This window comes from Blautia sp. AF19-10LB (genome assembly GCF_003461245.1).
Classification (GTDB): Bacteria; Bacillota; Clostridia; order Lachnospirales; family Lachnospiraceae; genus Blautia_A; species Blautia_A intestinihominis.
Genome location: NZ_QTWS01000071.1, coordinates 1 through 7,087, shown reverse-complemented (window position 1 = coordinate 7,087; position 7,087 = coordinate 1). Strand labels below are relative to the sequence as shown.

Sequence of the window (7,087 nt, the reverse complement as noted above, 5' to 3'; positions counted from 1 at the left end):
GGCGATTACCGTGACCGGACTTACACCGGCTAGTGTGGTTCAGCTTCGCTGGACACACTACATAAGAAAAGCCCGGATCTCTCCAGGCTCTTCTCGGTCTTTTTATTTTTCAAAGAGGTCTACCAGTTCCTGTCCATCATCATATCCGGCATCTTTGAGCTGTTCTACGAACCACTCATCTACACCATCTACTGCTTCTTTGAAGGAATCGATATCCATATCATCTTTGTCTGTGATAGTTACGCCATTCTTTGACTGCCAACGAGTCTTGATCTCCTCATCACCGGAACGGTTGATGTAACGCTCATACTCAACGGCTTTCTGTCCACACTCATCAACAACTGCCTGCTGCTCTGGTGTCAGAGTATCATACAGATCCTGGTTGATACAGAAGAACAGACAGTCATAGATCGCATCCCACATGGAGCAGTACGGCTGAACCTCCTGCACGCTTGCCGCGTCGATTGCCGGAAGCGGGTTTTCCTGACCTTCTACTGTGTTCTGCTGCAGAGCAGTGTAGGTCTCAGACCAGTTCATGTTTGTCGCATCTGCACCCCATCTCTTGTAGCATTCCATCAGAAGGTTGGAGCCTGCTACACGGATCTTGAGGTTCTTCATATCGTCGACAGTTTTTACTTCGTGCTTGCTGTTTGTCAGTTCACGGAAGCCGTTCTCTGCGATACCCATGCAGTGCAGGCCATAACTGGAAAGGATCTCTTTCAACTTATCACCGGCTTCGCCATCGAACTTCGCATCCGCATCATCATAAGAATCATAAATAAACGGAAGTGATACTACATTAAATCTCGGATCAAATGCTGAGTAGATCAGGTTGGAATGCATGGAGATCTGTACCGGGTCTCCGTTCATCAGTGCCTGAATTCCCTCGGACTGATTTCCGTTTGTCAGCTGGTCTGCTGCGTAAACATTAACTTTGATCTTGCCTCCGGTTGCTTTTTCCATCAGTTCTCCGAACTTACGTCCACCTTCTGCCCAGGTACTTGTCTCTGTAGTAGAGCATGCAAAGTTCCATGTTGCTTCCGGCCAGTCAAGGTCACTGTGATCAGCCACCGTATCTGTAGATTCCTGTGTAAAGAGATCAACCAGTTCCTGTGCGTCATCATATCCTTCTTTCTCGAGTTCCTTAACAAACCACTCATCTACGCCATCTACGGCTTCTTTAAAGGAATCGATATCCATATCTTCTTTATTTGTAATGGTCACACCGTTCTTTGACTGCCAGCGGGTCATGATCTCTTCATCACCTGAACGGTTGATATAACGCTCATATTCAACCGCTTTCTGTCCACACTCATCAACAACTGCCTGCTGCTCCGGTGTCAGGCTGTCATAAATCTCCTGGTTGATACAGAAAAACAGACAGTCATAAATTGCATCCCACATGGAGCAGTACGGCTGAACCTCCTGCACGCTTGCTGCATCGATTGCCGGCAGCGGATTCTCCTGGCCCTCTACTGTGTTCTGCTGCAGAGCTGTATAGGTCTCTGTCCAGTTCAGGTTCGTTGCATCTGCGCCCCATCTCTTATAGCATTCCATAAGAAGATTAGATCCTGCAACACGGATTTTGAGATTCTTCATATCATCCAGAGTCTTGACTTCATGCTTGCTGTTGGTCAGTTCACGGAAGCCGTTCTCTGCGATACCCATGCAGTGCAGTCCATATTCAGAAAGCAGTTCTTTCAGTTTTTCACCGGCTGCACCGTCAAATTTAGCATCCGCATCATCATAAGAATCATAGATAAACGGAAGGGATACTACATTGAATCTCGGGTCAAATGCAGAATAGATCAGGTTGGAATGCATGGAAATCTGTACCGGGTCTCCATTCATCAGTGCCTGGATTCCTTCAGACTGATTTCCGTTTGTCAGCTGGTCGGTTGCATAAACATTAACTTTAACCTTGCCTCCGGTAGCTTTTTCCATCAGTTCGCCGAACTTACGTCCGCCATCTGCCCAGGTACTTGTCTCTGTTGTAGAGCAGGCAAAGTTCCAGGTCATTTCCGGCCAGTCAAGGTCGCTGTAATCTTCAATTGTATTAAAGGAGTCACTGCCATCTCCTGCATCTTTTGAAGATGTGCTTCCTGTGTCAGCAGAAGCCTGGTCTCCTGTGTAAGAGCCATCTTTTGCAAGTGCTTTCGGCAGTGCTGTGGAAGTTGCCGGAATATATGTAACAATCAGAAGTACCGCAACACTGGCTGCGATCATCGGCATAACTGCTCTTGAAATCTGCTGCAGGGTAACTTCCAGACCTTTCTTAATCTTGATACTGATCGCAACGAAAAGGTTGACACCAACCGGAGGTGTTACCTGTCCGATTGCAAGGTTTACAGTTGCCATAACACCGAATGCAACAACGTCATATCCAAGTGCCTTACATACCGGAAGCATGATCGGGATAAAGATATACATTGCTGAGTTTGCATCGATAAAACATCCTGCAATCAGGAAAATAACATTTACGATCAAAAGGAATACAAACTGATTGTGTGCGATAGAGCCAAGCAGTCCAGATGCAGCATCTGCAATACCAAACTTGGTACATACAAATGAAAACAGTGATGCACTGGCAACGATCAGCATGATTCCACCAGTAGTCTTTGCAGAATCTACCAGGATATCAAACAGGTCTCTGAAAGACACTTCTCGGTAGATCACCATACCTACAAAAAGTCCATACACAACAGATACGGCTGCTGCTTCTGTTGGTGTAAAGATACCGCCATAGATTCCGCCGAGAATGATAACCGGCATCAGGAATCCCCAGAATGCATCTTTGAAGGTATCCCAGCGTTCTTTTGCAGATGCTTTCTGGCGGGATGGTTTGATATCATGTTTGTTTGCTTCAAGAAGTACTACGATCACAAGTGCAACACCCATCAGGATTCCAGGAACGATACCTGCCATGAACATATCTGCGATAGATACGCCTGTGATGGATGCATATACAACGAATGCGATACTTGGCGGTATGACGATCGCCACCGAACTTGCCGTCGCCATCAACGCTGTGGAAAACGGTGCGGAGAAACCGCCCTGCTCTACCATTGCCGGGATCAGAACAGCTCCAAGGGCTGCTACTGTAGCCGGACCGGAACCGGAGATTGCTCCGAAGAAACAGGAAACAATAACGCATACAATCGCGATACCACCTTTTTTGTGTCCGACGCAGGTGTCGACAAAATCGATCAGTCTGCGGGAAATTCCGGCTTTTGCCATAATATTTCCGGACAATACAAAGAACGGAATTGCAAGAAGAAGGAATTTACTGATTCCTGAATACATATTTGTTGCAACGATAGTAAGTGAGGTTCCTGAATACAGGATAGCACATACTGAGGAAAGTCCCAGGCAAAGCGCGATCGGCACACCAAGGATCAGAAAAACAAAAAATGAAATAAACAAAACAGCACTGATCATTTATTTGTCCTCCTTATCGTTATTATTTCCAAAACAGACATCCAAGCAGTATTCAATAAAATGAAGAATCATACAGCCTGCTCCGATCGGTACAAAGGACCAGAATATCCATTCCGGCCAGTTCAGTACGAACGTTCTCTTACCATTTGCAAGCTGGGTAAGAACTTTGTCCATACCATATTTAAAGAGAATCACTGAAAAAATGATGCTAAGCACTGTAATCAGAATTACTGAAGGTTTTTTCAGTTTTTTCGGAAGACGGTCCGTAACCAGCGTCAGGCTGACCAGCCCTCCCTCACGACATGACAGTGCTGCTGCCAGAAGTGTGATAAGTACAAATACCGCAACAACAAGTTCTTCTGTAAAAGACCATGAACGGTGGATGACTTTACGGGAAAATACATTTCCCACTGTGAGCACGAGGATCAGCAGTGTGGAGATCACAAGTACGATTTTTTCAACTGCTGCCAGTGCATTCATGAGTTTTTTGTAGACTTTCATCCTCTCTTCCTCCCTTTTGTTTTTCCGGTTTCAGAAATATTTTTGGGTATAAAAAAACCGCCCCTCAGGGACGGATATATTATTCCGCAACCACCCTGTTTCTCCATTGAAACAAGTACGATTCTGCAACGTACCGGCATACGCGTCTCCTGTAACGGGGAGCCTCCGTGAAAACCTACTGATGAATCAAAAATGTTCGGTCTTCCTTCTCAGGGATGATATTCAAAACAGTGCCGTTACCGCATCACACCAACTGCGGCTCTCTGGAAACGCGCATTCTCTGTCTCTACTGATTCCCATCGTAGAATTTACTGTTATGCTTTAGTCTATTACTAAGACAAAGTTATTTTACAACTCTTTTTTGATACAGTCAAGTCCTTTCTCGACAGAATGTAACAATTTTGTCGCAAATTTTATAAACAACAAAATAAACTGACCGGTCATTACTTTCCTTTGTAATAATCGGTCAGCCCCATGCACAGGTCGAACTCGTGGTTCATTCTCTCCACAAAACCTTCTTCATTGTCAGTATATGGCTGTGCGTCATTGACGATATATCTTCCGAACTTCATTCCATCCAGTTTGAATTCAGAATTCTCTGTCCACATGCCATGAGCTCCCTGCCAGTAGGAATCCTCTCCTGCTACGCTCAAAACAAAAGCGTCCACATATTTGTCATCATTGCTGTCATAATCCATGTAATCAATCTGGGAATCAAACGCAGACAGAACTTCCTCCGCCAGTTCCTCGATTGAATTGTTATCGTTTTCGTATTTCTCCATATCATACTTGGCAGTATAATAAAAAACATCTCCACTTAGCTGAAGCTGTGAATTGGAAATATCCTTTGCATATGTAGTCATACTGTTCTGATTTCCGCTGAAAAGCAAAGTTCTCAGTTTATCAGAAGTAAGTGCCCCTTCTTTGAATCGGTTATCCGGAAAATCGACCATAAATACCGGCATCTTGACTGTGCCTTTGACTGCTGCATGTTCCTTCCCGTCGGAACAGACTTCCTGAGTCAGATCTTCTGTCGTATCTTCCTGAACTTCTTTATCCTTTGCACTGCAGAAATTTACAGCAAGTATTGAAAGTATAACCCCTGCAAGTACCATTTTACCAAAACGTTTCATAATAATCTCCCCTTACAACCAAACCACCGAACCACCTGCCTCCCAACAGATGATTCTGATTTCCTTGTAACGGCTCTTATTATACACTTGCAGATAAGTGTGCTGTAAATTCGATTTTTCGTGAGTGAGTTTTTCTCATGGTCAGTTTGCTGAACTATCCCTGCGGTTTACTACATAAATACCAACGCACACCAGAAGCAGGGCGATCAGACTTCCTGCATTAAATGCCTGGTGGACTTCGCCCAGGACCAGTGCTGACAGAATCACGCTGCACAGTGGATTTACAAAACCAAATATCGCGACTTTTGAAACGTCATTCCATGCAAGCAGCACAGACCAGAGTGTGTATGCTACTGCTGAGACCATTGCCAGATACAGTATGAGCAGTATTCCCCCGGCTGTAACATTTCCAAGATGTCCTCCCATGCCCACACCAATCAAAGTCAATATGATGCCTCCCATTGTAAACTGTGTTCCACTCAGAACTACCGGAGATACTTTTCTGGAAAAAATATTGATCAGCACAGTGGAGATTCCATAAGAAAGCTGCGCGATCAGGATAAAACCTTCGCCAGTGAGTTTAAAGCCCATATCCAGTGAATTTCCCATCAGATTGATGACTACAACTCCTGCGAAGCCGAGAATACAACCGGCGATCTTCCTGCCTGTCATTCGCTCGTTTCGAAACACAAGACAGGCCAAAAGGATTGCAATAAAATTCCCAAGTCCGGTAATGATTCCACCTTTAACGCCGGATGTATGTGCGACACCTATATAAAAGAAAAAATACTGTCCTACTGTCTGTGCCAGACATACTGGTACAGCATATTTCAGGATTTCTCTGTTCGGAAGCATGATCTTCCTTTCTCGAACAGATGCAAAGATCAGAACCAGAATACCCGCCAGTGTAAAACGAATTCCGGCAAAAACGATCTGACTTGCCGTGTCTGCAGAATCCACCTGCATCAGATTATACCCTGTTTTGATAACAGGGATCGCACTCCCCCATAAAACACAGCATACGCACGCCAGAAGCGCAACGATACCTGTTTTTGTCAGGATGTTTTGTTTTTGTGTCATGATTTATTTCTCCTCTTTAGATGTATTATTTATTACTTTACTTTAATTTCTCCAGTACTGGAAAAAGGCATCCTCCTGCTCAGAGCGGATCCCATACTTTCTTCTTGCCATATAAAACTTTGATTTCCAGAGCGATGTTTCAACCGGAATCGTTGCTATATTATGCAAACGGACAATATCCATATAAGGCAGAACCGCAATTCCAAATCCATTCTCCACAAGCCCTGCAACTACCTCGATCTCTTCTGCTGCACACACCGGTTTGACGCTGATCCCCTCTGCCGCAAAAAGCTGCTCCTGCAGTTTACGGAATCCACTGGTTTTGGAAAACATGATCTGCGGATAATACGCAATCTCTTTTAATGAAACTGTATCTCGCTTTTCGAGTGGATGTCCCTTCGGAACTGCTACTGCGATATAAGATCCCCGGATCGGATAATATTCCAGCTCATCCGATTTCAAAAGATCTGAACAAAATCCAATATCATATTTCCCTTTCTGAAGTCCCTCTGCAATCTCCGGTGTCAATCGGTTGTAAATGATAAATGGAAAAGTTGCTCCAAATTCCCGCAGCATTCGCGGAATCGTTCCCGGTGCCAGCGGATATACAGAGCCGATCCGTACAGTCTTCTCTTCTGTGCGGAGTCCTGCCGCCCTTTCCTCCAGGCGCAGATATGCATCCAGAATCTCTTCGACTTCATTCATCAGCTCTTTTCCATAACTGCTCAGGCTCACATTACGTCCCTCTTTCTGAAAAAGCGGTACTCCATACTCCTCTTCCAGAGTCTTAATCGCATGGCTGAGTCCCGGCTGTGAAATATTCAGTGCCTGTGCCGCTTTTCCATAATGCTGGATCTTTGCCAGCTCTGCGAAATATTGTGACATGCTCCCACCACTTAAATCTTTGATTTTGAAGTGGGGGCTTCTTGCTCAAT

The 7,087-nt window shown here is 44.9% G+C and carries 5 protein-coding genes and 1 other annotated feature; all 5 genes read right to left on the bottom strand.

Annotated features, from left to right (window positions below; all coding sequences use genetic code 11):
• Positions 1-102: 102 nt before the first annotated feature.
• The gene (locus DWX28_RS18815; RefSeq protein WP_022214388.1) at positions 103-3,438 is read right to left on the bottom strand and encodes a TRAP transporter large permease subunit; all 3,336 of its coding nucleotides are present in this window, start codon (positions 3,436-3,438) and stop codon (positions 103-105) included.
• Positions 3,439-3,939: a TRAP transporter small permease gene (locus DWX28_RS18810; protein WP_022214387.1), complete on the bottom strand. Its 501-nt coding sequence runs from the start codon at positions 3,937-3,939 to the stop codon at positions 3,439-3,441.
• 63 nt (positions 3,940-4,002) lie between these two features.
• Positions 4,003-4,251 (bottom strand) — a binding site (T-box leader).
• Between the two features lie 131 nt (positions 4,252-4,382).
• Positions 4,383-5,072, bottom strand: coding sequence for a hypothetical protein (locus DWX28_RS18805; RefSeq protein ID WP_022214385.1), 690 nt, complete (start codon positions 5,070-5,072; stop codon positions 4,383-4,385).
• A gap of 141 nt (positions 5,073-5,213) precedes the next feature.
• Positions 5,214-6,152: a DMT family transporter gene (locus tag DWX28_RS18800; RefSeq protein WP_118254677.1), complete on the bottom strand. Its 939-nt coding sequence runs from the start codon at positions 6,150-6,152 to the stop codon at positions 5,214-5,216.
• Between the two features lie 42 nt (positions 6,153-6,194).
• Complete coding sequence (locus tag DWX28_RS18795) at positions 6,195-7,037, bottom strand: LysR family transcriptional regulator (RefSeq protein ID WP_118254675.1); 843 nt, start codon at positions 7,035-7,037, stop codon at positions 6,195-6,197.
• Positions 7,038-7,087 lie beyond the last annotated feature (50 nt).

Coding starts and splice junctions, on each gene's coding strand:
- DWX28_RS18810 (WP_022214387.1), bottom strand. CDS start 3,939: ATGAAAGTCTACAAAAAACTCATGAATGCACTGGCAGCAGTTGAAAAA.
- DWX28_RS18800 (WP_118254677.1), bottom strand. CDS start 6,152: ATGACACAAAAACAAAACATCCTGACAAAAACAGGTATCGTTGCGCTT.
- DWX28_RS18805 (WP_022214385.1), bottom strand. CDS start 5,072: ATGAAACGTTTTGGTAAAATGGTACTTGCAGGGGTTATACTTTCAATA.
- DWX28_RS18795 (WP_118254675.1), bottom strand. CDS start 7,037: ATGTCACAATATTTCGCAGAGCTGGCAAAGATCCAGCATTATGGAAAA.
- DWX28_RS18815 (WP_022214388.1), bottom strand. CDS start 3,438: ATGATCAGTGCTGTTTTGTTTATTTCATTTTTTGTTTTTCTGATCCTT.